Source organism: Kitasatospora aureofaciens (assembly GCF_019192735.1).
Classification (GTDB): Bacteria; Actinomycetota; Actinomycetes; order Streptomycetales; family Streptomycetaceae; genus Kitasatospora; species Kitasatospora aureofaciens_A.
Genome location: NZ_JAHTKP010000023.1, coordinates 95,024 through 117,635, shown reverse-complemented (window position 1 = coordinate 117,635; position 22,612 = coordinate 95,024). Strand labels below are relative to the sequence as shown.

Below are 22,612 nucleotides of genomic sequence, written 5' to 3'. Positions count from 1 at the left end.
TCGCGTCCCGCTTGAACTCGGCCGTGTACCGCTTGCTCATGTTGCTCTTACCGCTCACTATCAGGACTGCTTCCTCCGGGACTCAACGTCCCAGTATCAGGCTGTCCAGTTCAGTGGGGGAACTTCAGTCGGGGTGTTCTCGTCGTACTGCGGCCACAGGAAGGGGTACACCGGCTTGGCCGGGTCGATCTGCTGGGCCTCGGCGATGTCCTTGTTCAGGGTCTGCTGCCAGCGCGCGCGGTCCGGGGAGAAGGTGTAGAGGGTGGGGAAGAAGGCGTCCTCGTGCTGAGCCAGTGTGCGGGCCGGCGGGTAGTACTCCGGGCTGGTGTTGCCCAGAACGCCGTAGAAGCCGACGGCCTTGCCCGGCGCCGCTTCGTGCGTCCACTCCAGCAGCGTCGACAGCTTCTCGAAATGGCGCTGCGCCACGTCCTGTTGGCCCTTGAGGTAGAGCGACTCGAAGTCCAGGACAAGCGGCCCGGGGTTGGCGAGGTGTTCGCGGACCAGCTTCTGGTAGGCGTCCTTCGGCGGGAGTGCGAGCTCGGCCTTGCTGCGGTCGTCCCCGGTGGAGGGCGTGGCGTCCGGTCCACAGGGCGTTGGGCGGCCAGGATGTCGGGGAGCAGGTGGCGCGACAGGGAGCTGTGACGCAGTTCACCGGGAAAGGGTGACAGGGTGTTGTCGCGGACAGCTGCGACTGTCGACGCATGACGATGACAGACGAGGACTGCCTCGCCGAGACCCTGGCATTCAACGAGCAGTTCGAGGCCGCTGCCGCGAGCCGTCCACCTCGCGGGCAAGCGCCGGATGCGACCGTGCTGGCGCTCCTGCGGCGCAGCCGGCTCGGTGGCGACACGCCGCCGGTGAGACTGCCGCAGGGCCAGGACCGCGTCGTTGCGGGCGGGGTGAAGGTCCGGGCGTTCGTGCCGGATCACGCCGACGGCGTGTACCTGCACATCCACGGCGGTGGCTGGGCGTTCGGCTCGGCAGACGGGCAGGACGAGAGGCTGTGGCGGCTTGCCGTGCAGGCACGGCTGGCCGTGGTGAGCGTGGAGTACCGCCTGGCGCCGGAGCACCCGTTCCCCGCCGGACCCGACGACTGCGAAGCGGCCGCCCGGTGGCTGGTGGACCACGCCGCGGCCGAGTTCGGCACCCAACGGCTGCTGATCGGTGGCGAATCGGCCGGCGCCCACCTGAGTGTCCTGACACTGCTGCGCCTTCGCGACCGGCACGGCATCACCGGCGCGTTCCGGGCGGCCCACCTGCTCTTCGGCCCGTACGACCTGTCGATGACACCGAGTCAGCGGTCGTTCGGCTCCAAGCGGCTGCTGAGCAACACCGACTCAGTGCGGGGCAGCTACGAACTCTTCACGCCGGGGATGGGGGCGGAGCAGCGCCGCGACCCGGAGGTCTCGCCGCTGTTCGCCGACCTGGCCGGCCTGCCGCCCGCCCGGATCGTCGTCGGTACGGAGGATCCGCTGCTGGACGACTCGCTCTTCCTGGCCCAGCGGTGGCAGGCGGCAGGGGCGCCCGTGCAACTCGGCGTCGTCGCCGGCGCGATGCACGGATTCACCCTGTTCCCGTTGACCATCACCGAGCGGGAACTGCAGCGTGAGCGGGACTTCCTGGCCACCGCGTGACGGTAGCGTCAGCCTCATGAACCGCACTCCTCGGCTCTATGCACTGGTGGAAGAGTTGCGCGCGGCGGCGCCGCGGCCGTTGACGGTCGCGGCGCTCGCCACGCGGTTCGAGGTCAGCACGCGCACGGTGCAGCGTGACCTCCAGGCTCTGATGGAGGCCGGTGTCCCGGTGCGCACCACACCCGGGCGGGGCGGGGGCTGGTCGATCGACCCGGCGATGACCCTCCCCCCGATCCGCTTCACCGCCGACGAAGCCTCGGCGTTGGTCGCCGCGCTCGCCATGGCCGATGCCTCGGCCCCCTACGCCGGTGCGGCCCGCACAGCAGCCCAGAAGATCGCGGCCTCGATGACCGGTCCCGCCTCGGTCGCGGCCCAGGACCTCGCCGCACGGATTGTCACGCTGCCGGCCCGGACCGCGGAGTCGGTCCGGGCCGCCGTGGAACAGGCCCTCACCGACAGCACGGTGCTGCACCTGTCCTACGTCGACGCGGCAGGGCGGGAGAGCGACCGCGTCGTGGAACCGGCCGGACTGCTGACCGCGGACGGCAGGTGGTACCTCATCGCCTGGTGCCGCACACGGCGGGCCGGTCGGGGCTTCCGGCTGGACCGCATCACAGCGGCGGCTCCGACCGGTGAGCAGGCGCTGCCCCATGACCTGGCCGGCCTGCTGCTCGGCTCGGCCGCCGCCGGCGCGGTGCGGCCCACCGCGCTGGCTTCACTCACACCCGCACCCTGAGGATCCGAAGCCGCCACAGCCCGGCAATACCTTTCCGGTCACGCCCGGCGGGAGGGGGCTGACGCGTGATCGCCGGGGAGCTGTTACGCGACTGGGGCGAGGCCGACACACTGCGGCGGCAGGGTCGCAGGCGTTCGACGCGGTGCGGGAGGGTGGGGCGCCTCAGTCATCGCAGCCACCGACGGCCACTGGGTATTTGGTGGACACCAACGGCTTCGACAGCGGATACCAGGACGGCGAGATCAACTTCGTGCTCAGGGCCGTGCGGTGCAACGATTCGCCGGCCCAACGGGACTTCGAGGCCGGTTGGGAGCACGCGCAACAACTCCGCGCGCGCTATCCGGTCGGCGCCATGCACGCCAGTTCGGATCTGTGCCTGGACTGGCCGTTGCGGGCGCAGCCCGCGCACCTGGAGAAGGGGTCCAGCGCGCTGCAACTGTCGGGCCACGCCTTTGAGACCAACACCCCGATGCCGTGGGCGAAGCAGATGCGCGACACGATCGGCGGCGCGTTGCTCACCGTGCAGAACGACGTGCACTCCTCGCTGGTGCACCTGCCGTGCGCCGCCAAGGGCGTGGACTTCCTCGTCAAGGGTGTCGCGACCGAGGGATCCTGCCCAGGTGCACCGATCCCGACACCGGGCCAGCCCTCGTCCGGCGGGCGGTGATATGGCCGGCTCTGCGTCAGCCGTCGAGCAGGGCGCGCGCCCACCGTTCTTGACGCTGCTCGATGTAGTCGGTGTCGCTTCGCCAGGTGTCGCCGTGGCCTTCTGCCCACAGGGTTGCCCAGGGCTGGGCGCCGCGCCCGGCTTGATCTCGCAGGAAGTCGTGCATGGCCCGGGTGCGGCGCCCCAGCAGCGGGACCAGCCGGCGTCGTTCGGTCTCATCGAGCCCGTAGGCGTCGGCGAAGACCCGTAGCCGGTCTTCGGCATCGGTGCGCTGCCAGTCGGGATCCGCGGACAGCGGGACGAAGCCGTGCAGGGCATAGGCGACGTCCCACAGGCGGGAGCCGGGGGCAGCCGTGTCCCAGTCGATGAAGGCCCACTGGTCGCCGTCGCCGGCCACGAGGTTCCACGGGGCGAGGTCGTGATGGGCGATGATGTCGCTCTCGTCCGCCGGCATCAGCACCTGCCAGCAGGCGTCGGGCGGGGGTGTGAAGTCCCGCACAGCATCATGGAAGTCCCGGATCAGGCGCGCGACGCGGGCCAGCCGTTCTGCGGGCTCCAGCAGGGAGAACCGGTCGGGCCAGACCACCTGGCCCGGCATGAAGGTCAGCACCTCGCGCCCCTGGTCATCGATGCCGAGAGGGCGAGGAGCGGCCCGGAAGCCCACCGCGTGCAGATGCGCGAGCAGCGCATGTACTGCGGGAGTCCATGGCCCGGCGGGACGACGGACGGTGTCCCCGACTCGGACGACGCCGTCGCTGACGTTCCCGCCCGAGAGCGGATGCTCTTCACTGTGCTGCACAGCGCCAGTCTGTCAGGACGCCCGGTCCGCGATCACCCCAATAACGGCGGATTTCCAGGGCTGGGCCAGAGGGGGCGGGCGACGCCCCACCCCGAGCCGCTCCAGGACGATGACGCCCCCGATGTCGATCAGGATCGCGGGCCGGTTCTGGGTGCTTGTCATCTCACTGCCGCTGTAGCTGCCGGTGGGGGAGTGGGCGAGTCAGATGTCCTTGGCCAGCTCCCACAGATGCACCGAAGTCCCATCCCCGGAGATCGTGTACCACATGCCACCCCCCGCAGCCCGGGCAGGTCCCGAGACGGGCGCGGGGTAGCAGATCTCGCCGCGCAAGGTCATCCCCTGCACGTCGACCAGCCAGTGACGAACCGACCCGTGCCGCGCGTCGCACTCGGAGGTCCCGGCGACAACCGTGTCCTCATCAACGAAGGCCGCGTCGTAGTCCCAGTACACCCTGTCCTCGCCGGTGTTCCTCGGGTGTGCCGGCACGGTATCCGCGGCGTCCAGTTCCCGAATCTCCGAGCCGTCCTCTACCCGGTGGATGCAGAGGGACCACTGCCCGACGTCAACGGTCAGGAGGTGCCGGCCGGACGGGCTCGCCGCAAGGAGGACCTGCTCGATCCCGATCTGCTCGACGGTCAACTGCTGCCCGTCCCAGCGCCCCCACAGCGCAGGCGATCCTTCTTCGCCCTCGCCGACACTCAATCCCATCTGCGTGGGGTCCGGGTGTGGAGTGTGCTCGGAGCCGGAGGCCACGGTCATCGTGTTCACGCGCCCCACGACCCTGCCGTTCGTGGCGTCCAGAACCACCCACAGTTCCTGGTCGTCCTCCTTGTCCCCGTCACCGCCCAACGGGCCGCGGACGTGGGCCCAAACCAGCTTGCCGTCTGCGCTGACGGCGACAGAACCGCTGTCGGCGTAGAAGTGGTCCTCGTCGTGCGCGTATTCGTCGAACGAAAGGTGCAGGAGGGGGCAGCCGCCGGCCCAGCAACCATGGTGCACCTCCCACCGCGTCCTACCGGTCGGCTCCACCGACCGCACCGCGTGCACGCCGGCGAACACCGCCGCATCCCGCTCCGGTGACACCGTCACCGATCCGAAGCGGCGCGGCCACGGCGCTGGAAATCGAACCTCGGAGGCTTGGTCGGCGTGGGGCATGTCCAGATCGACGGCCACTACATCCGTGTCACCACGCTGCACGAGGAGCCTGCGGTCGGGCCAGTACAGCACCTGCGGAGCATCTGCCGACGCCGGGTCCAGCGGTGCAGCAACGGTGGTGACGAGACGAGCAGCGATGGTCACGGGTTCTTCCAGCCACAGACGACGGACGATTGCGAGAGCTTGACGTCCCAACCCTATGGGGAATCGCAGACGTCGCCGGGTGGCCCCCTACCTCGCCTCGATACGCGACCTGCGCGCAACGCGCGGCCGAGGAGCAGTCCCCGACGGCGCGTTGCGGGCGCTGGTGTTGATGGCGTATCAACCGCAACGCCGTTGCGTTTGATCCTTCGGCGCTTCGTCAAGGTGCTGGGACGGGGCAGCGGGACCTCTGGTAGATCAACTTGTGTCGAGCACGGTGATCGAGAGTTCCAGGGGTCCCGTTGCAGGAGAAGTCTGTCATCACCCGGACGGTCGAGGTAGCCGGGGGCGTGTACGCGCCGGGTCATCTGGGCGAGTTGACCCAGATAGTGGACTTCGCCCTGGTGGACGCGGTGGTGGAGGAGACCGGTGCGCGCGAGCGGCGGCTGCGGCTGCTGCCGTCGCGGGTGGTGGTGTACTTCGTCCTGGCGCTGGCCCTGTTCGAGCACTGCTCCTACCGGGCGACCTGGGGCAAGCTGACCGCCGCCCTGCAGGAGCTGAACCCGGTGCGCCCGAGCATCTCCTCGCTGTCGAGGGCCAGACGCCGGATCGGGGCCGCGCCGCTGCGGCGCCTGTCCGAGACGCTCGCCGGGCCAATCGCCCACCGCACGACCCCGAGTGCGTTCTACCGAGGCCTGCGCACGGTGGCGATCGACGGCACCAGCCTCCACGTGCCCGACGAGGAGCAGGTGGCCTGGCACTACCCCAAGCGCAAGGGCGACAGGATGGAGTTCGGCTACCTGCTGCTGCGGCTGCTGGTCCTGATCGAGTGCGCCACCCGGGCCGTCCTGGCCGCGACCTCCTACCCGCCCGGCGCAGGCTCCGCGTCAAGGCCCGCAGCCGCAAGAACCCCACCAGCAAGTACGGCCCGAACGCCAGCAAGCACCCGGCCACCACGCAGACCTACACCTTCCACACCGAAGTCGTGATCTTCGAAACCGGCATCGCCCCACGCTCCCGTCGCTAAACGCAACGGCGTTGCCGTTGAATCCAGCAGCCATAACTCGGTGGTATTCCGATGGAGAGGCCATGGCGCGGAGGGGTCCGATGGCTGGGGGAACCCCCCAGGGCGTGCCCGCCACCCCATGGCGTTACCAAATTGTTGTGAGCGATCGATAATCGGTACATAGCTGACCAAATGTCACGTGAACCTGCGACCCGTTCGTGTGGTGACCGGACGGTCGAGCGCCGTGCTGCTCCCGCGGGTGCGCGGTTCGCAGGGTCAGATCGGGGGTGCCCGGGGGCGAGTTAGGGCAGGTCGAGGCCGGTTGGGGAGGGATCGCCCTGGCGTTGAAGGTTGTGTACGCTGCGGCCCAAGCAAGATCCACAACTGGTTGTCTTGCTGCCGATGCTTTCCGTAGCTGCGCATGACGATGAATGGGGGCGGCATGGATCTGCTTGCTGTGTGGAACGAGGTCCTCGGCGATTCGGCCGATTCGGACCTGTCCTTTATGGAAAACGGCGGGGACTCATTCCTGGCCGTCCTCCTGTCCACTCGGGCATTTGAGCTCTGGCAGGTCGAGATCGACTACCTGGACGTGCTGGAATCGCAGAATGCGGCCGCACTGCAGGAGTTGCTCGCGCAGGCCGGCTCCGCTGTCGGGCCGGTCGGCCAGGGGGCCGACAAGGCGTCGATATGACCGGGTCCGTACATCCGGATCGGCTGAGGCAGCTGGCGCCCAATCAGTTGGGGCTCTACCTCGCCGACAGTCGGGCGGGCAGCACCGGGATCCACAACGTGTCTGTCGTCTACCGCCTGTCGGGGCGCTACGACCGTGACCTGTTGGTGCAGCGGTTCGAGCGCCTGGTGCAGGATCACTTCGTTCTCGCCGAGCGGGTCGTGGAGGTGGACGGCCGCCCGATGTCGGCGCCGGCTCGGCCGCCGAGACTGCATGTCGAGCAGCTGCCGATTCCGGCGGACACCACCTACGGGAGACGCCGGCTTAGGCGAGAGTGCCGTCGGCCGATCAACCTGCAGGCCGGGCCGCTCGTCCGTGCGCTGCTGCTGTGCTACTCGGACGGCCAAGCCGATCTCGTCCTCGTCGCGCACCATCTCGCCGTGGACGAACGCTCGGTCGAGGTGATCGTCGAGCGGCTGCTCGCCGATCGACCCGGTGGCGCGGCGGGGGACTACCCGGCGTGGGTGGACGGGCAGCAGCGTGCCGCAGAGGCCGCCGACGACAAGGCCCAGCGCCTCCGTGACGAGCTGGCGTCGGCGGACCTGAGCTGTGACCTCGACTGGGGCTGCGGAGACGGCGGGGCCGCGCCGGGCGATGGCGGTCGGGTCGCCCTGTCCGTCGCAGCCGACACCTGGAGCCGGTTGACCGCGACGGCCCGCACCCTGCGGATCACGCCGTACTCGGCCCTGCTGGGCGCGGTGGGCCTGGTGCTGTCCAGGAACAGTGGAGTGGGCGCACCGGTGGTGGGGGCGAGCGTCTCCCGGCGGCCGGTGCGCGAGCGCGACACCGTGGGCTACTTCAGCGCCACGGTCCTGGTGCCGGTTCGGCCCGAGGACGAGCTGACCGTCGCAGCGTACCTGCAGCAGGTGCACGGTCGGTGCGTCCAGGCGTACCGCGACTCCGACGTCCCTCTGACGGGGCTGCTCCCGGCTCGGGCCATGGGTGGAACGCCGGTACCCCAGGCGGTCGTTGTGCCATGCAGCCGACTCCCCGAAGTCCACACGCCGAGCCTCGACGCGGTGCCGCACCCCGACCCCGACCTCGGGTACGCGCAGTTCCCGCTGACCTGTTACGCCTACTTCGACCAGGAGCAGGGGCTGGACGGGTTCATCCAGTTCCAGCACGCCTGGTTCACGTCGGCAACCGCCGCACTGTTCGGTCGTCAGGTGGATGCGGTGCTGGCCGAGTTCGCGGATGGTCCGGAGCGGGCACTGGGCGCAGTCCGGTCGCTGAGCGCCGACGACCAGGCCGCTGTGCTGACGGGCTCGCGCGGCGAGCGGGTCGAGGCGCGGAACGCGGATCGTCTCGAAGCCGCCCCGGCCACGGTCCCGGAGCTGTTCGCCCGTCAGGTACGCCGAGACCCGGGCCGGATCGCCGTCACGGACGGAACATCAGCTGTCAGCTACGCCGAGCTGGACGTGCGGTCGAGCTCGCTGGCCCGCGCCCTGGTCGAGGCCGGGGTGACTCCCGGGCACCGGGTCGGCGTCAGCCTGGGCAGGTCCTGCGAACTGGTGGTGGCGCTGCTCGCGGTGCTCAAGGCCGGGGGCGTGTATGTGCCGCTGGACTCTGGCTACCCCGAGGAACGACTGGCCTTCATCACGGCAGACGCCGGGCTGTCCCTGGTGGTCGGCAGGCAGGCGGACGAGCCCCTCGCCGGGCCTCGGGTGCTGCCGCCTGACGCTGTACCGAGCGACCCCGCTGCGCCGCTTCCGCCACTCACCGAGGACTCGACCGCCTATCTGATCCACACCTCCGGGTCGACCGGGCGCCCCAAGGGCGTCCTGGTCACCCACCGCAATGTGGCCGCTCTGCTGGCGGCGACCCAGGGTGAGTTGGGGCTCGGGCCCGACGATGTGTGGACGCTGTTCCACTCGTTCGCGTTCGACTTCTCGGTCTGGGAGATCTGGGGCTGCCTGCTGACGGGCGGCCGGCTGGTGGTGGTCCCGTACTGGACCTCGCGCAATCCTCAGGAGTTCCACGCGCTGCTCGCCGCCGAGGCGGTGACCGTCCTCAGCCAGACCCCGACCGCTTTCACCCAACTGGTCGCGGTCGACGGGGAGGCCACTGGGCGGCTGTCCGTGCGGCTGCTGGTGTTCGGTGGGGAACCGTTGGAGACCAGGACGCTGCTTCCGTGGTTCGACCGGTACCCGACGGCACGGGTCGAGAACATGTACGGGATCACCGAGACGACCGTGCACTGCACCCGTCACACGGTGACCCGGGCGGACGCCCTGGCCGGCAGCAGGTCGGTGGGTCGGCCGCTGCCGGGCTGGGATCTGTACGTGCTCGACGACGCCGGCCGCCCGGTGCCGCCGGGCGTGGCCGGTGAGATACACGTGGGCGGTGCAGGTGTCGCTCTCGGCTACCTGAACCGGGCCGAGTTGACGGCGGAGCGCTTCACCGAGGACCACTTCTCAGGGGCCCCGGGGGCACGCCTCTACCGGAGCGGGGACCGTGGGCGCTACCTCCCCGACGGGCGGCTGGAGCACCTGGGGCGGCTCGACGACCAGGTGAAGATCCGGGGCTTCCGGATCGAGCTCGGCGAGGTGACCAACGTACTGCTGGAGGACCCGGAGGTGCTCGCGGCCGCCGTCGTGGTGCACGGGCCGGGAACGGCGGCGGCACGTCTGGACGCCTATGTCGTCACCACGCCGGGCACGGACCCCCGGGCGGTGCGCCGGCGGGCGGGCGAGCGGCTGCCCGGACACATGGTGCCTGCCACCGTCACACCACTGCCGGAACTGCCACTGACCGGCAACGGCAAGCTCGATGCGCGTGCTCTGCCCGAGCCGTTGCTCCCGGCAGCCGGCGTGGCAGCCGGCATGGCGGTCGGCGTGGCTGTCGGCGCGGCCCCCGAGACGGCTGCTGACGTGCCGTCGGTGCCAGGCGAAGGCCTCGACCCGGTGACCGCCAAGCTGGTGGCGATCTGGGCGCAGGTCCTGGGTACCCCGGTCCAGGCGGACGCCAACTTCTTCGATCTGGGCGGGAACTCGCTGCTCGCCGTGCGGCTCAACGCTGCACTGCGCGAGGTCGGCTTCCCCCCGCTGCAACTGCGGGAGATCTTCCGCCACTCGACCCTGCCGCGGATGGCGGAACTCATCCGCTCCCGCCACGACACCGCCCAGGAGGCGTCGTCATGAGTCAGCCTGCCACCCCGGGGCAGCTGCGCTTCTTCCTGCTGGACGGTCAGGAAGGCGGCGCGGCTCGGACTCTGGTGAAGCACATCACGGTGGACGGTCCGGTGGACCCCGACCGGTTGCACGCCGCGCTGCGCGAGGTCATCGGCGCCCAGCCCGCGCTACGGACCTCCCTGCACCTGGAGCCGGAGGGCCTCGTCCAGCGGCTGCACCCGGTGGAGTCGGTGTCGGTCGACATCGAGCTGAGCCCGGCGGCTGCCGCGCGGACGCTGCCGCTGGCCGCCCGGGACGCGGCTGCCGCGCCCTTCGTGCACGGTGAGGGACCGCTCTGCCGGGTATGGGCGGTGGTCGGTCCGGAACTGACGCACTGTCTGGTCTCCGTCCACCACGCCGTGTTCGACGAGGACTCCAGCACCATCCTGCTCCGGCAGCTGGCTGCGGCCTACGCCGAGCCGGGAAGCCTGACGGCTCGTCAAGACGGCGCGGCGTCAGGCCCGGACGCCGAACGGGAGGCGGAGTTGCGCCGCTTCTGGGCGGGGCACCTCGCCGACTGCCCGCAGGACACCGCACTGCCGCAGGCCGTCGAGACGAGCGGCCGACAGCGTGCGGTGCACACCGGGGACGTCGCCGCAGAGCTGGCCGAGCGGATCCGGGCGCGGGCGCGCAGCACCGGCGCCACGCCGTTCACCCAGTTCCTCGCCGCGATCGGGATGGTCGCCGGGTGGTACGCGGACCGCAGGGACCTCGTGCTCGCGGTGGTGGCGGGCTGCCGGGGGGAGGACAGGGCGGAGCAGATCGGCTGCCTGCAGAACACCGTGCCGGTCCGGCTGGACCTCTCCGAAGGGGATACCGGGCAGATCCTCGACCGGACGCTGGACGCGCTGTTCGACGCGGTCGAGCACGCCGACCTGCCGATCGAGGAGATCCTGGCCTGCGCCGGTGTGGTCCGACAGCCGGGCCGCAAGCCGCTGACGCAGATCCTCTGCACCGAAGCTCTGCCCGCCGGCGCCGTCGAACGGGCGGGACTCAGCTGGACCTTGGCCGAGCTGCCCCCGGCCGAGGTCGAGTACGATCTCGGCCTGACGCTCTGTCATCTTCCCGATGGTGGAATGAGACTGGACGTCGAGTACCGCGCAGGGGCGCTCTCCGCCGCGCAGGTGGAACGGCTGGCCGAGCATCTCGTCGGGGCTCTCTGGCAGCTCACCGACGAGCGCGGGCTTGCGTTGGCCTCGCTGGACCTGCTGACCGCGGCCGAGCGGGCGGAGCTGCCGCTGCTTGACGGCGGTCCGGTGGCGGCGGCCGAGCGGCCGGTGCACGAGCTGGTCGCCGAGCACGCCCGCCGTGCTCCCGAGGCGATCGCTGTGCGGACAGCGGAGCAGAGCCTGACCTATGGAGCGCTGGAGGAGGGGGCGACGGCGCTTGCGGCCGCTCTCGCCGAGCACGGCGTCAGGCCGGGCGACCGGGTCGGGCTCTGCCTGCCCCGCACCCCGGACCTGCTGCTCGCGGTGCTCGCCGTGTGGAAGGTCGGCGCGGCCTATGTGCCGCTCGACCCCGAGTACCCGGCCGAGCGGCTGCGCTACATGGCCGAGGACGCGCAGCTCGCCGTGCTGCTCTCCGACCGGGAGCTGGTGCCCGGCATCCCGGTGCTCGGCGTGCCGACCACGGTCGTGCCCGGCGAGGCGGCGGCTGCGCTGCCCGTCAGCACCCCGGCCGACCCCGCGTACCTGATCTACACCTCGGGCTCGACCGGGCGGCCCAAGGGTGTGGTGGTGCGCCACGGCAACCTGGACGCGCTGTTCCGCTCCTTCGACCGGCTGCTCGGTGGCCCGGCGCCGGTGACTCTGGCGGGCACCAGCCTCTCCTTCGACATCAGTGCGTTGGAGCTGTTCTGGCCGCTGGCGAGGGGCCGGTCGGTGCTTCTCACCAACCATCGCTGGGCAGCCGAGGAGGACGTCCCGGAGGGCTCGCTCTACCAGTGCACGCCCACCGTGGCCCGGCTGCTGGTCGGCGACCAGGACGGCCGGGAGATGCTCGCCCGGCTGGGCACCCTGTTGGTGGGCGGGGAGCCACTGCCTGCGGACCTCGCGGCCGAGCTCCGCTCGGTGGTCGGCGGACGGGTGGTCAACTGCTACGGCCCGACGGAGACCACCGTCTGGTCGACAGTGTGGCAGGTCGCCGCAGACACGGCAGTGCACATCGGCCGTCCGCTGGCGGGGGAGCGCTGCCACGTCGTGGACGGCCTCGGTCGTGAGCTGCCGCCCGGGTGCCCGGGGCGCCTGCTGGTCAGCGGCGCCGGGGTCGCGGAGGGTTACTGGCAGCAGCCCGAGCTGACCGAGGAAAGGTTTCTGCATCTGGGTGGACCCAGCGGTGTCCGGGCGTACGACACCGGCGACCTGGCCGTCTTCGAGGCCCCGCACGGGCTGCGCTTCCTGACCCGGCGGGACAGTCAGGTCAAGGTGCTCGGTCAGCGGGTGGAGCTCGAGGAGATCGAGACCGCGCTGCGGACCGGCCCCGGCGTACGGGACGCGGCCGTCGCGGTGTCCCGAGGCGGCGCTGTGCTCACCGCCCTGGTGGTGGCCGATCAGCCACCGTTCGATCAGCCCCTGTCCGACCAGCCTCCGTCCGATCAGTCGATGCAGGAGCCACGGCCCGCGCCGCCCGCGATGGCACAGCAACTGCGTGAGCACGCCACCCGCTGGCTCACGCCGGCCATGGTGCCGGCGACCTGGCTGCTCGTGCCCAGGCTGCCCCAACTGCCCAACGGGAAGCTGGATCGCGGGGCACTGGTCGCCCTGGCCGCCGACCTGGCCACGGCGGCCGACGCCGGGCCGCCCGTCGGGACTGTCCCGGAGGGCGCTGTCTCCGCCGTGGTCCGCGAGGCCTGGGGCCAGGTGATCGAGTACGGGCCGGACGACCAGGACGCCACCTTCTTTGCGCTCGGCGGCACGTCGAGCGGGTTGCTCAGGGTGCTCGCCGCACTCCGGCCCCGGTACCCCGGGCTGACCGTGGCGGATCTCTTCCGCCACACCACCGCCCGGAGTCTCGCCGCGCACCTGGAGAGCCTGCAGGCGTCCGGCGGCCCCGAGGACCAGGCCGGACCGTCGGACGCAGGCCGAGGCACCGCCAGGGCGCGCGCCCTGTCCGGATGGCGCGCCCGCGCCGGATCCAAGCGCTGAATCGCACAGGCACAGGCACAGGCAGAGAAAACGAGGAGCACGTCGTGGAAGAACTCGACAGCGCGGTGGCGGTCGTGGGGGTGGCCCTACGGGTGCCCGGTGCGGCGGACCCGGACACCTTCTGGGAGAACCTGTTGACCGAGCAGGTGTCACTCCCCGGCGAGCTGCCGGACGGCACGCTGGGAGTGGGGCACTTCGACCGGGTGGCGGACTTCGACGCCGAGCTCTTCGGGCTGACGCCGACCCAGGCCGAGGTGACGGACCCTCAGCACCGGGTAGCGACCGAACTGGTCTGGCAGGCGCTGGAGGACGCCGGGATCGACACCGAGCGCGATCCGGGCCGGGTCGGGGTCTTCCTGGGCTGCGGGGACAACGCCTACCGCTACCAGTACGTCGAGACTGATGACCGGCTGCGCCGGGCCGCCGGGCGGCAGCAGATCTCGCTCGGCAACGACAAGGACTTCCTTGCCACCGGGATCGCCTACCGGTTGGGCCTCACCGGCCCGAGCCTGACCGTCCAGACGGCGTGCTCCACCTCGCTGGTCGCCGTGCACCTCGCGGTCCGCAGTCTGCTCACCTACGAGTGCGACATCGCGGTCGCGGGCGGCGTCACCGTCCAGCTGCCGCTGGACGCCAACTACACCTACAGCGAGGGCGACATCGTGTCGCCCGACGGGCGGTGCCGCCCGTTCACCCAGGGCAGCCGGGGCACCGTCCCGGCCGGCGGTGCGGGCGTGGTGGTGCTGCGCCGCGCGGCGGAGGCCGGCGGCGCGGTGCGCGCGCTGGTGGTCGGCAGTGCGGTCAACAACGACGGCGCCGACCGGATGAGCCTGGCCGCTCCGAGCCCGCGCGGCCAGGCCGCGGTGATCCGGGAGGCGCTGGAGGTCGCCGGGCTGGAGGCCGGTGACATCGGTTTCGTGGAGACCCACGGCACCGGGACCGAACTCGGCGACCGGGTCGAACTCTCGGCGCTGGCCGAGACGTACGGTGAGGCGGGCGACTCGTGTGCGCTCGGTTCGGTGAAGGCCAACATCGGTCACACCGACACGGCCGCCGGGGTGATCGGTCTGATCAAGGCCGTGCTGGCGGTCCAGCACGGCGACATCCCGCCGACCCCGGCCCAGCCCGGTGACGGCCCGGATGTGGAGCTCGGCGCCGAGCGGTTCCACCTCCCCCGGAAGACCGTCAGCTGGCCTGGCGGCGGTGTGCGCCGGGCGGCGGTCAGCTCGTTCGGTCTCGGCGGCACCAACGCCCATGTGGTGCTGGCCCAGCCACCCGCTCCCGCCGCACTCGACAGTGCCGCACTCGAAAGTTCCGAGCAGCACCGGCCCGGCCTTGCCGTGCTCTCCGCCGCCCACCCCGAGGCGCTGGCGCGTACCGCCCGCTCGCTGGCCGAGCGGCTGGACAAGGCGCAGCCGCCCATCACGGAGCTGCTGGGAACGCTGTGGCACGGCCGCCGTCAGCTGCCGTACCGCTGGGCTGTCCCGGTGGAAGGCCTGGACGACTCCGTTGCCCGGCGCGAGCTCGCCACTGCGCTGCGTGGCGCAGAGCAGTCCAGGGCGGCCGTGACGAATCCTCGGATCGCCGTACTGCTGCCGGGCCAGGGAGTCCCGATGCCCGGGGCCGGGCGTGAACTCGCCCGCGCCGACAGTGACTTCGCCGCTGATCTGGCTGCCCTCCAGGGCGAGGTCCGCCGGGTCGGCGGGCCCGACCTGCAGGGCAGTGCCGACTGGTCGGCGGATGACCCTCGGTTGCTCGACACGTCGGTCGTCCAGCCGCTGCTCTTCACCCTGGAGCTGGCCCTGCTCCGCAGCCTCGACCGGCAGGGTATCCGGCCCTCGGTGCTGCTCGGCCACAGCGTCGGCGAACTCGTGGCCGCCACCTGGGCCGAGGTGTTCACGGTCGCCGACGGTGCGGCGGCCGTCATCGAGCGTGGTCGGCTGATGTCCCTTGCGGCAGCCGGCGCCATGACGGCGCTGCGCGCGGGCGAGGCAGCGGCCCTGGAGCTCGCCGACGGTCTCGCGCTCGATGTCTGTGCCGTCAATGCCCACGACACCGTGGTGCTGGGGGGCGACGAGCCGGAGGTCGCCGAGCTGGAACGGCGTTGCGCCGGGCGTGGGATCAGGGTGGTCCGGCTCGCGACCGCCCACGCCTTCCACTCCCGGACCATGGCCGAGGCCGCCGACGCTTTCGCGGACTTCCTCGGCACGCTCCCGCTCAAGGCGCCGCGGGTCACTGTCCTGTCCAACCTCACCGGGCAGCCGCTGACCGCCGAACAGGCCACCTCCGCCGCGTACTGGGGCCGGCAGCTCGGCAGCACGGTGCGCTTCGGCGATGCCGTGGACGCCCTCCTGGAGCTCGACCCGCAGGTGGTCCTCGAAGCTGGGCCCGGCCGGGCCTTCACCGGCCAGCTGCGCAGGGCCGCCCGGGCGGCCGGGCGTACTCCGGTTGTCGCCGAGCTGCTCGGTGACGGCCGCCGCGCGGAGAGCGTCGTCCACCTGGCGGCGCTGGGTGCGGCCTGGACCCTCGGCTGCGGGATCACGCCCCCGGTCGCCGCCCCGTCCGGAGCGGTGCGGCTGCCGGGCTACTCGTTCGCCGACACTCGGTACTGGGCCGGCCCGGCCGTGGCCGGTGAGCCCGTCCCGCAGGTGGTGCGTGAGCCCGAACCGGAGACAGCCGACGGCGGGACAGTCGCGATCCTCGCCGAGCTGTGGCAGGAGTCCTTCGGTGGACCGGCGATCCGTCCCGAGGACAACTTCTTCGAGCTCGGCGGTACTTCGCTGCAGGCCGCGCAACTGCTCAACGTGGTCAGCGACCGGCTGCTGGTGGACCTGCGGCTGCAGGAGATCTACGAGCACTCGTCGTTCGCGGACTTCGCGGCCCGGGTGGAGGACCTCATCGCAGACCGGGACGACTCGGAACTCATGAGGCTGCTGGCCGAGCTGGAGGCAGCCGACGGCACTCAGGAGCAGAACTCATGACCGGCCTCGACGACCGCCTTCAGCGCCTCAGCCCGGAGCAGCGCAGGCTGCTGCGGGAGCGGCTGAACAGCAAGCGTGCCGTGCCTGCGGTGGACGACGATCCGTCCAGCGCCACCATGCCCGCGCGGCTGAGCCTGTACTTCTTCCCCAGCGCCGACGCCATCTCCGCCCCCGACTACTACGAACTCCTGCTGCAGGCAGCAGAGTTCGGTGATCGGGCGGGATTCCATGCGGCCTGGATGCCGGAGCGCCACTTCGTCGACTTCGGTGGATCGCACCCCAACCCCTCGGTGCTCGCCGCTGCGGTGGCCGCGCGGACCGAGCGGATCCGGATCAACGCCGGAAGTGTCGCCGCACCACTGCACCACCCGGTGCGGATCGCCGAGGAGTGGGCCGTCGTCGACAACGTCTCGCGCGGGCGGGTCGGCCTCTCGTTCGCCAGTGGCTGGCATCCGGACGATTTCGTGCTGGCCCGCGAGGACTACGCCGACCGCAAGGCCGTTGCCCTGCGCACCATCGAGCAGGTCCGTGCACTGTGGGCCGGCGAGACCGTCGGTTTCCCCAGCACGGCGGGGCACACCGCCGAGGTGCGTACCGGGCCCCGTCCGGTGCAGCCCCGCCTGCCCGTCTGGCTGACCGCAGCCGGAAACCCGGAGACCTTCGAGGCGGCAGGCACCGCCGGGTACGGCGTGATGACGGCCCTGCTGGGGCAGACCCTGGCACAGGTTCGCGAGAACATCCGCCGCTACCGCGAGGCCTGGCGGACCGCCGGGCACCCCGGCGAGGGCGATGCCGTGGTCATGGCGCACGCCTACGTCAGCGACCGCCCGGACCTGGAGGAGGCGCTGCGGCCCGCGCTGCACGGTTACCTCTCCTCCTACCGCGCCCAGACCGGGGGCAGCGACGCGGACGAACGGCTGCTGCTGGAGGCGGCGTTCCAGGACTACCTGGCCGGCCCGTCACTGCTGGGCTCCGAGGCCAAGGCCCGCTCGGTGCTCGCGAAGCTGGCCGAGGCCGGAGCGGACGAGGTGGGCTGCCTGATCGACTTCGGGCTGCCGGCCGCGGACGTGCTCGGCGGACTCCCGGCCCTGGCCCGGCTGCTCCCGGCGGGCTCCGCCGACGCTTCCCCCACCACCGAGGAGACGATCACCTCGTGACCAACGCCGACTCCCGCGAGCTGGCCGCCCGGCTGGCCAGGCTCTCGCCCGAACAACGGGCCCTGCTACAGCGCAAGTTGAAGAGCCGGGCCGACGCGGACCCCGAGCTCGCGCCCCGGAGGGGCGACCGCTCCCGCTCTCCGCTCGGGCTCGACCAGGAACGGCTGTGGATCCTGGACCAGCTCGACCCGGGCAGCCACACCTACAACATCAGCGTCGGCCTGCGCTTCGTGGGCGAGCTGGACACCGAGGTCTTCACCGCCGCCGTGGCGGCCATCGTCCGGCGCCACGATCTGCTGCGCAGCAGTGTGGCGGTGCAGGACGGCCGACCCGTGCTCCAGGTGCACGAGGAGCTGCCCTCCGCCGTGGAGCTGATCGACCTGCGGGCGCAGCCGGAGCAACTGGACGAGACCGTACGGACGCTGGTGCGCCGCCCGTTCGATCTGCTGGCAGGCGGGCTGCTGCGGGTCGCGGTGCTGCGGCTCGCCGACGACGAGTACCAGATCGTCGAGACCATGCACCACTCCGTCACCGACCAGTGGTCCTATGTGCGCTTCAACCGTGAACTTCTGGAGCACTACCGCGCCCTGCTCCAGGGCCGGCCCGCGCAGCTGGCCGAACTCCCGGTGCAGTTCGGTGACTTCGCGCAGTGGCAGCGGGAGTACTTCAGCGGGGCACGGCAGCAGCGGCACCGCGACTTCTGGCGCACAGAGCTGACGGGTGCGCCCGAGCTGCTCGCGCTGCCCTACGACGCCCCGCCCAACGGCGTCGACTACACGGGCGCGCACCACTACTTCCTGCTCGACGACGACGTCAGTGCCCACTTCCTGGCCGCCGGCCGGGCCGGCCGAGCGACCCTCTCGGACGCGCTGCTGGCCGTCTATGTCGCCCTGCTGCACGAGGAGACCGGTCAGCACGACATCGTCGTCGGGCTGGCCGGCGCCACCCGGGCCAGGCCCGAGACGCACGAGCTCATCGGGTTCTTCCTCACCAACGTGCCGATCCGGGTCCGGCTGCCGGAGCACCCGACGCCCGCTCAGATCCTGGCGGCCACCAAGGCGGCCTCGGCCGCCGTGGCCGACCACCGGGAGGTGCCGTTCAGCGAGATCGTGGAGGCGGTCTCGCCCGAGCGGACCCTGGACCGCTACCCGCTGCTGCAGACCATGCATCTGGTACTGGACTTCGACGACACCGTCTTCGAGGTGCCGGGAGCCGAGGTCTACGCGACGGAGGTCGAGGACGGCGTCTCCCCGATGGACATCACCCTCGGGTGGTGGCGGGCCGGGACGCGCCTGTACGGACGCTTCGAGTACCGGACGGCGCTGTTCACGCCGGAGACCGTGGACCGCCTCGCGCACCGGCTGATGGGCCTGGTCCGCGACTTCGCCGAGCGCGTGGACGAGCCGCTGGTCGTCTCCCGGGTGCGCAGCACCACCGTGCTCGGCTCCACCGGGCCCGCCCTGACGCCGGTCCCTGCACCGGACACGGCGGAGCTGGCCAGGGTCGCGGAGATCTGGCGTGGCATCCTCGGCCACGATGTCGGCCCCGACGAGGACTTCTTCCAGGCCGGCGGCACCTCCATCATGGCCATCGAGCTGTCCCACGCGCTGCGCGCGGCCGGCTTCGCGATCACCGCCAGGGGCGTCTTCAACCAGCCGACCATGGCCGGGCAGCTCGGGCTGCTGTCCGCCGGTTCCGAGTCGGCCCGGCCGGTGGCCGCAGTTGCCGGCGCGGTGAGCCCCGAGCAGGAGGACCTCCTGGAGGCGGGCCTGCCGAGCACCGAACTCTGGTCGCACACCCTGGTCCTGGCCTCGGACCGTCCGCTCGACCCGGAGGTGTCGCTGGCCGCCGTCGAGCGGGTGGTCGCCGCCCACCCGGGGCTGTGCACGGCCTTCCGGCGTACCGAGCAGGGCTGGCGGGCGAGTACCGGTGAGCAGTGGAGCCGGCAGGTGGCGGAACCCGGAGCGGAGCCCGCCCAGGTGGCGGCGGCTCAGCGGGCCGGTTTCGACGTGGAGCAGGGGCAGCTCTTCGCTGCGGCCCTGCTGCCCGGCGAGGTGGACCGGATCGTGCTCACCGCCAACCACCTTGTGGTGGACGGCTTCTCCTGGGGCGTGCTCGTCGGTGACCTCGCCCGGGCACTGCGCGGCGAGCAGCTGCCGCCCGAGCCCGTCCCCGCCCTGGCACACGCCGCGGCGCTGCGCGGGTACGACTTCGGCGGGCAACTCGACTACTGGCGGGCTCAGCAGGCGGCCGCCGCACCACTGGCCTGCCGTACGGGTGGCAGTGACCGGCTCGCTGGCGAGACCGAGTTCGCGGTCCGAGTCCCGCTGCCCGCTGCCGCCGCTTCCTGGACGGCGGAGGCACTGACCGCGGTCGGTCGGGCGGTGCGCTGTTGGACGCCCGGCGACGACGTGGTGCTCGACGTGGTGGCGCCGGGCCGGGACTTCACCCCCGCGGCCGGCTGGGACCCGATGCGCGCTGTCGGCTACCACGCCTGCGCCTACCCGCTCAGGCTGCCGCTGGGCGGGAATCCGGCAGGTCAGCTCGCTCTGGTCGGTGAGGCGCTGGACGCGGTCCCGGACGGCGGCAAGGGGTACGGCGCGCTGCGCTGGTCCGCCGACCCGGCCGTCCGGGCCGAGGTCCAGCGGTGGCCCCGGGTGGAGATCTCGTTCAACTACCTCGGCTCGTTGCTGGGTGAATCGCCGCACCCCGACGGCCTGTTCCGTACGGTGGCGCAGCTCGGCCCGGACGGAAACGGGAGCGCGGTACGTCACCACGCGGTCGACGTGCTGGTCGGCATCGAGAGCGGCAGCGCCGTCTTCACCTGGCGCTACAACCCGGAGGCCGTCGAGGCCGAGTCGATCCGTAGCGCGGCGGGCACGGCTGCGGCGGAGTTCGCCCGGCTGGCAACGGGTCGCCGCGGCGTCTCGGCCGGCGTCGCCGGTATGTCGCTGGACTCCGTGAACGACATGTTCGCCCGCATCAGCCGTGACCGCAGGGAAGGGATGTCCTCATGAGCCGGACCGGGCGAACCCCGATGATCAGTCTGCTGGTCGCCAACTACCTGTCCTGGATCGGCAACACCATGACCCTGGTAGCGGTGCCGCTGTACGTCCTGGACGTCTCGGGCAGTGCGTTGCAGGCCGGCGCCGCCGGATTCGCCAACGCGCTCCCGATGGTGATCGCCGGTCTGGTCGGCGGGGTCGTGGTGGACCGGATCGGCCCCCGGGCGACCAGCGTCTACGCCGACCTCGCCGCAGGCGTCTTCATGGCGGCCGTACCGTTGCTGGACTCCACTCTCGGCCTGAGCATGCCGCTGCTGATGGCGCTGCTCTTCCTGCGCACCCTGGCCGACGCCCCCGGAGCGGCGGCCAGGCTCACCCTGCTGCCGTCGGTGCTGGAGACCGCCCGGGTGCGGCCGGAGACGGGCAACTCGCTCTTCCACTCGGCCCAGCGGGTCGCTCTGGTGGCCGGGCCGCCGGCTGCCGCGCTGATGGTGGCGGCGCTGGGCCCGGCGCCGGTGCTCTACGTGGACGCGGCGACCTTCCTGGTCTCCGCCCTGCTGATCCGGGTCGCCGTCCCGCCGGGCGGCGGAGCCTCCACGGAACGCCCGCAAGCGGGATTCTGGCAGGAGGTGAGGGAGGGTCAGCGGTTCATCCTGCGGACGCCGGTGCTGGCGGCGATCATCAGCGTGGTCGTGGTCACCAACTTCGTCGACGACGCCTTCACCCCGGTGCTGCTCCCGGTCTACAGCGAGCAGATCCTGCATGACGCCAGACTGGTCGGACTGCTGCTGGCGGCCAACGGTGTCGGTGCCGTGCTGGGATCGTTCCTCTACGTCCCGGCCAGCCGTCGGCTCCTCGCCAACCGGTACACGACCTTCATCGGCGCCTTCGCGCTCATCGCCCTCGCCCGGCTGGTCATGGTCGCCCGGCCGGGACTCTGGCCGGTGGCCGGACTGGTCTTCCTGATCGGTCTGGCCAGTGGTCCGCTCAACCCGCTGATCACCACCGTGATCCAGCGCGACACACCACCGGAGCTGCTCGGCCGGGTCTTCGGAGCCGTGATGGCGATGGCCTTCGCAGCGGCCCCGGTCGGGATCTTCACCGGTGGCTGGCTGGTGTCCACCGTGGGTCTGCAACGCACCCTGGCAGTCTTCGCGGGGGTCTACCTGCTGCTCATCCTGTACGCGACCACCAACCGGCCGTTGCGCGCGCTGCGCGAATCGGCGGACGACCGAGCCACGGAGCCGGCGTGAGTACCCCCGATGCAGGCCGCCCGGCCATCGCGGCCTGGGCCGAGACGCTGACCTGCTACACCGCTGCCGCAGGCAGCTGGCTGGCGTACGACCGCTCGAACTGGTGGCGTCCGTTCGCCGCGGGCGGACCGTACCTGGCCATCGAACCGGTGGGTGACCGGTTCCGCTTCCACCACCACCCGAGGCCGCTCTGCCACAGCCTCGGCCTGTCGCTGCGAACCGCACCGCACTGGTCGGGGGCGGCCGACGGCATCCTCGGCGAACTCGCGCGCAGCGGGCGGGTCGTGGTGGCCGGCGACACCTTCTCGCTACCCTGGCACCCCGGGTTCGGCCGAGCCCGGGCCCCGCACTGGTTCGTGCTCTCCGGTGACCCGCTGGTCGCGGACGATCCGCTCGGACTCACCGGTGAGCTGGGCCGCCAGCAGCCGGTGCGCGTCCCGGTACCGGCGGACGGCCTGGCCGGGCTGTGCGCCGCGCTGCCGCCCGGCTCCCCGGTGTACGAGCTGCGCGAGAGCGCCGTCCTGGGCACACCCGACCCCCAGGTCGGACCGGCCTACCGCTGGTTGGTCCAGGACGGTGTCGCCGGGGCTCCGGAGCTGCCCCCGGCCGACCGCATGGGGGGTGCCGACGCGCTCACCGCGCTGGCGGCGCACTTCGCCCAGCACGCCGGTGAGCCGGACGCCTACGAACAGGCCGACGATCTGTGGCAGGCCCTCAGGCAGCGCGAGTTCGTCGCCAAGGCACTCGCCGAGGAACGCGCGGCGGGCGTGCCGGTACCGGACCCCGACGCCTGGACCGAGGTGCTCGGGCTCTGGCGCACGCTGCCCCCGCTGCTGCTCCACGCCCGCCTGCTGGCCCGCTCGGGGCGGGTCGGCCGCTCGGCGACCGCGCTGCCCGAGACCCTGCACCGTCTTGCGGAGGCCGAGGCACGTTGTGCCGGGGAGCGCTTCCCCGAAGAGCTCGACACCACTGGCGGTCTGCTGTGACGAACTCTGCTGTGACGAAGTTTGCTGTGACGAAGGAAGTGAACGC

General features: G+C 71.7%; 16 protein-coding genes. 12 read left to right on the top strand and 4 right to left on the bottom strand.

Annotation, left to right across the window (positions count from 1 at the left end; all coding sequences use genetic code 11):
• Positions 1-96 precede the first annotated feature (96 nt).
• The gene (locus tag KV557_RS22755; protein WP_218203101.1) at positions 97-426 is read right to left on the bottom strand and encodes a hypothetical protein; all 330 of its coding nucleotides are present in this window, start codon (positions 424-426) and stop codon (positions 97-99) included.
• A 275-nt stretch (positions 427-701) separates the two neighbouring features.
• Here KV557_RS22755 and KV557_RS22750 point away from each other — a divergent pair, with 275 nt between their 5' ends.
• The 3 genes from KV557_RS22750 to KV557_RS22740 all read left to right on the top strand — a co-directional run bounded on the left by KV557_RS22750 (position 702) and on the right by KV557_RS22740 (position 3,037).
• Entirely contained in the window at positions 702-1,634 is a 933-nt protein-coding gene (locus tag KV557_RS22750) for an alpha/beta hydrolase (RefSeq protein ID WP_218203099.1), read from the top strand.
• A gap of 16 nt (positions 1,635-1,650) precedes the next feature.
• Complete coding sequence (locus KV557_RS22745; protein WP_218203097.1) at positions 1,651-2,370, top strand: helix-turn-helix transcriptional regulator; 720 nt, start codon at positions 1,651-1,653, stop codon at positions 2,368-2,370.
• A gap of 199 nt (positions 2,371-2,569) precedes the next feature.
• Positions 2,570-3,037, top strand: a complete 468-nt coding sequence (locus KV557_RS22740) for an alpha/beta hydrolase (RefSeq protein WP_308130018.1) — start codon at positions 2,570-2,572, stop codon at positions 3,035-3,037.
• Positions 3,038-3,053: 16 nt separating this feature from the next.
• Here KV557_RS22740 and KV557_RS22735 read toward each other — a convergent pair whose 3' ends face one another.
• Genes KV557_RS22735 through KV557_RS22725 form a run of 3 tightly spaced genes read right to left on the bottom strand, consistent with a single transcriptional unit; the run spans position 3,054 to position 5,135 of the window.
• Positions 3,054-3,836: a phosphotransferase enzyme family protein gene (locus tag KV557_RS22735; RefSeq protein WP_218203094.1), complete on the bottom strand. Its 783-nt coding sequence runs from the start codon at positions 3,834-3,836 to the stop codon at positions 3,054-3,056.
• 12 nt (positions 3,837-3,848) lie between these two features.
• Positions 3,849-3,998 carry a hypothetical protein gene (locus KV557_RS22730; protein WP_218203092.1) on the bottom strand — a complete coding sequence of 50 codons (150 nt, stop codon included), beginning with the start codon at positions 3,996-3,998 and terminating at the stop codon, positions 3,849-3,851.
• 39 nt (positions 3,999-4,037) lie between these two features.
• On the bottom strand, positions 4,038-5,135 hold the full coding sequence (locus KV557_RS22725; RefSeq protein WP_218203090.1) for a hypothetical protein: 1,098 nt from the start codon (positions 5,133-5,135) through the stop codon (positions 4,038-4,040).
• Between the two features lie 299 nt (positions 5,136-5,434).
• Here KV557_RS22725 and KV557_RS22720 point away from each other — a divergent pair, with 299 nt between their 5' ends.
• The 9 genes from KV557_RS22720 to KV557_RS22680 all read left to right on the top strand — a co-directional run bounded on the left by KV557_RS22720 (position 5,435) and on the right by KV557_RS22680 (position 22,566).
• Positions 5,435-6,121, top strand: coding sequence for a transposase domain-containing protein (locus KV557_RS22720; RefSeq protein WP_218203088.1), 687 nt, complete (start codon positions 5,435-5,437; stop codon positions 6,119-6,121).
• Between the two features lie 459 nt (positions 6,122-6,580).
• Positions 6,581-6,832: a hypothetical protein gene (locus KV557_RS22715; RefSeq protein WP_218203086.1), complete on the top strand. Its 252-nt coding sequence runs from the start codon at positions 6,581-6,583 to the stop codon at positions 6,830-6,832.
• On the top strand, positions 6,829-10,011 hold the full coding sequence (locus KV557_RS22710; RefSeq protein WP_256177800.1) for a non-ribosomal peptide synthetase: 3,183 nt from the start codon (positions 6,829-6,831) through the stop codon (positions 10,009-10,011). The genes KV557_RS22715 and KV557_RS22710 overlap by 4 nt, the downstream gene beginning before the upstream one ends.
• Positions 10,008-13,184, top strand: a complete 3,177-nt coding sequence (locus tag KV557_RS22705) for a non-ribosomal peptide synthetase (RefSeq protein ID WP_218203084.1) — start codon at positions 10,008-10,010, stop codon at positions 13,182-13,184. The genes KV557_RS22710 and KV557_RS22705 overlap by 4 nt, the downstream gene beginning before the upstream one ends.
• A 44-nt stretch (positions 13,185-13,228) precedes the next feature.
• Positions 13,229-16,165, top strand: coding sequence for a type I polyketide synthase (locus tag KV557_RS22700; protein ID WP_218203082.1), 2,937 nt, complete (start codon positions 13,229-13,231; stop codon positions 16,163-16,165).
• On the top strand, positions 16,162-17,322 hold the full coding sequence (locus KV557_RS22695) for a MupA/Atu3671 family FMN-dependent luciferase-like monooxygenase (RefSeq protein WP_256177798.1): 1,161 nt from the start codon (positions 16,162-16,164) through the stop codon (positions 17,320-17,322). Before KV557_RS22700 ends, KV557_RS22695 begins: the two co-directional genes overlap by 4 nt.
• Complete coding sequence (locus tag KV557_RS22690) at positions 17,319-20,339, top strand: condensation domain-containing protein (RefSeq protein ID WP_218203080.1); 3,021 nt, start codon at positions 17,319-17,321, stop codon at positions 20,337-20,339. Before KV557_RS22695 ends, KV557_RS22690 begins: the two co-directional genes overlap by 4 nt.
• On the top strand, positions 20,336-21,580 hold the full coding sequence (locus tag KV557_RS22685; protein WP_218203078.1) for an MFS transporter: 1,245 nt from the start codon (positions 20,336-20,338) through the stop codon (positions 21,578-21,580). Before KV557_RS22690 ends, KV557_RS22685 begins: the two co-directional genes overlap by 4 nt.
• Positions 21,577-22,566: a hypothetical protein gene (locus KV557_RS22680; protein WP_218203076.1), complete on the top strand. Its 990-nt coding sequence runs from the start codon at positions 21,577-21,579 to the stop codon at positions 22,564-22,566. The genes KV557_RS22685 and KV557_RS22680 overlap by 4 nt, the downstream gene beginning before the upstream one ends.
• The last annotated feature ends 46 nt before the right edge of the window (positions 22,567-22,612 follow it).